We start from the raw sequence: 2495 nt of genomic DNA, 5'->3' as shown, positions 1-2495 counted from the left end.
CGGTCAATCGCGGTATTATTCGCGTCAGCGTCGTGCAGTGGCAGATGCGGAGCGTCAAAAGCGTCGAGGAGTTTTTGGATCAAGTCGAATTTTTCGTCGATGCGATGGCGGGGTATAAAGCCGATTTTGTGTTATTTCCCGAGTTTTTCAATGCGCCTTTGATGGCATTGCGCAGTGATGAAAACCAAGAAACGGCGATTCGTACCGTAGCGGCGTATACCGATACTTTAGTCGAAAAAATAGGTCAATTTGCAGTGCGCTACAACATCAACATCATCGCAGGCAGTATGCCCGAATACGACGGTAACACGCTTTATAACGCCAGTTACCTCTGCCGACGTGACGGTACGAAAGATGCGCAAAAAAAATTGCACATCACTCCCGATGAAGAGGCGTACTGGGGCATGCACGGCGGTGATAAACTCTGCGTGTTTGAGACCGATGTGGGACGCGTGGGCATTTTGGTCTGTTACGATGTCGAGTACCCCGAACTGCCGCGCCTCTTAGCCGAGCAAGGCATCGACATCTTATTTATACCTTACTGGACCGATACGAAAAATAGCTACCTTAGAGTGCGTCGTTGCGCGCAAGCTAGAGCGATTGAAAACGAGTGTTACGTGGCGATCTCAGGCAGTGTCGGCACACTCCCCAAAGTGGAAAATATGGACATCCAATACTCCCAAGCCGCCGTTTTTAGCCCATCCGATTTTGCGTTTCCACACGATGCTATTATGGCAGAAGCCACGCCCAATACGGAAATGACCTTGGTTGCCGATCTTGATCTCAGTCTTCTAAAGGAGCTACGAGAACGCGGAAGCGTGCGCAACATGCGTTCGCGTCGCCACGATCTGTACAGCTTGCGTTGGCGTGGTGACAAAGAGGATTTCCTCGTCGTTAAAGGCTAAAAATCTTTACATGTAAAACGGTTGCGCTTCAAAACACAACCGTTTTTCTCACACTTTAAATTCGTTGAGTTTTTCGTGCAGGGCAACACCCCAATGATCTAACACCGTGGTAATCTCCAAAATCTCTTCACTTTTCGCATAGGTTGCGTGAAAGATCGTTTCGATCTTGCCGGATGCTTCTTTGATCTGCTCGGTTTCGTCTTTTAGATCGACCGATTTGGCGGCGACTTCGTTGGAGAGTGTTATGTTTTTTGTTGCAACGACGATCAGTTGTTCCAGTACAGCGTTGGCACTACTTGAAACCTCTTGGAGAATGTTGATCTCTGAGGCGTTGTGCTTCATCTGTTGGCCGATGGACGTGATCGCATCGACGATGGACGTGATGGTCACATTGATCTCTTCAAGGCTTTTTTGCGTCTTCTCCGCTAAAAGTCTGACTTCATCGGCAACAACGGCAAATCCACGCCCGTGTTCGCCTGCTCGTGCGGCTTCGATGGCGGCATTGAGTGCGAGCAGATTGGTCTGATCGGCGATGTCGTCGATGACGCCAAGAATGCTCTTGGTCTCTTTGGTTTGCTGTGTGAGCGCGTGCAATTGTGTGACAAGCTGGTTCTCTTTTTGAACGCTTTGGGCGATTTTAACGCCTAGATCGGCGATGTTGTGTTGCGTGTCGCCAAGGTACGTCCCGATCTGTTGCATCTGCGCTTTACTCTCGTGCGCATTGTGGCTGATCTCATCAAAGGCGATTTGCATGGTGTTGATATGCTTGGTATTGTCATCGATGATCTTTTTTTCTTCTTTGGTTTGCGTATGCAAAAATGAAGCGATCTGTTGCAACTGCGTTGAAATCTGCCCGTGAGTCGTCGCATGGGCTTGAAAACCAAGAATGGCATGTCGGATCTTCTCTTTGAAAAAGATGACCGAATCGAGCATCTTGGCGGATTCTTGGTTAAAGTTCGTGTTAATCGTGATCGCCTTGGTTAAGTCCATCGACGCTAAGGCTTGGTTGATCTTGAGGCTTAGATCCACACCCCATTTTTTCTCATCTAGATCATGCACGATGAGAATCACCGCGATGGTGTACTGAATGACTGCCCCTAGTGTATTGGTTGTAAAAAAGAAGGCATTGAGCGGAAGGATCACAAAAGCGGCGATATGTATAACGCGCATTCTTAAAAACAGAGATTTCATCAAATTTCTCCTGTATGAAATAGAATTCGCATTCTACTTCATACGAAAAAAGAAAGGATTGATTCGCATCAAAAAATAAGATAAAGTTACTCTCTTTTTATAAAACAGGCTATATTAAGCTTTTTTTCACGCGTATGAGGTGTTTTTGGCATGTCGTAAAAACGAAGCGTATAGCTTTTATCGGCGTGATCGGTAGTGACAAGGTAAAGAACGAGAGCCGTGCTCTCATTCTTTACCGACGGTTTTGTTCAAAAAACGCCATCATCGTTTCCAAACAGATTTGCGGTTGTTCTTCCGGTACGAAATGTCCGCACTCTGGCACGGCAAATCCGCTAACGTGATCGGCGTATTGTTTCCAACCCTCTAAAACGTTCCAGATTTTTCCGACCACGCCGTCGG

General features: G+C 47.2%; 2 protein-coding genes. One reads left to right on the top strand and one right to left on the bottom strand.

The window, feature by feature from the left end; all coding sequences use genetic code 11:
- On the top strand, positions 1-905 hold a 905-nt coding region (locus tag OA34_RS13165), incomplete at its 5' end, for a carbon-nitrogen hydrolase family protein (RefSeq protein ID WP_039676165.1).
- Positions 906-953: 48 nt separating this feature from the next.
- Here the strand turns inward: OA34_RS13165 and OA34_RS13160 are convergent.
- The gene (locus OA34_RS13160) at positions 954-2096 is read right to left on the bottom strand and encodes a methyl-accepting chemotaxis protein (RefSeq protein ID WP_039676163.1); all 1143 of its coding nucleotides are present in this window, start codon (positions 2094-2096) and stop codon (positions 954-956) included.
- Between the last annotated feature and the right edge of the window lie 399 nt (positions 2097-2495).

The organism is Sulfurospirillum sp. MES, from assembly GCF_000789415.1.
In the GTDB taxonomy this organism is placed as follows: Bacteria; Campylobacterota; Campylobacteria; order Campylobacterales; family Sulfurospirillaceae; genus Sulfurospirillum; species Sulfurospirillum cavolei.
The sequence above is the reverse complement of the archived record's forward strand: the minus strand, read 5'-3'. Positions and strand labels throughout refer to the sequence as shown.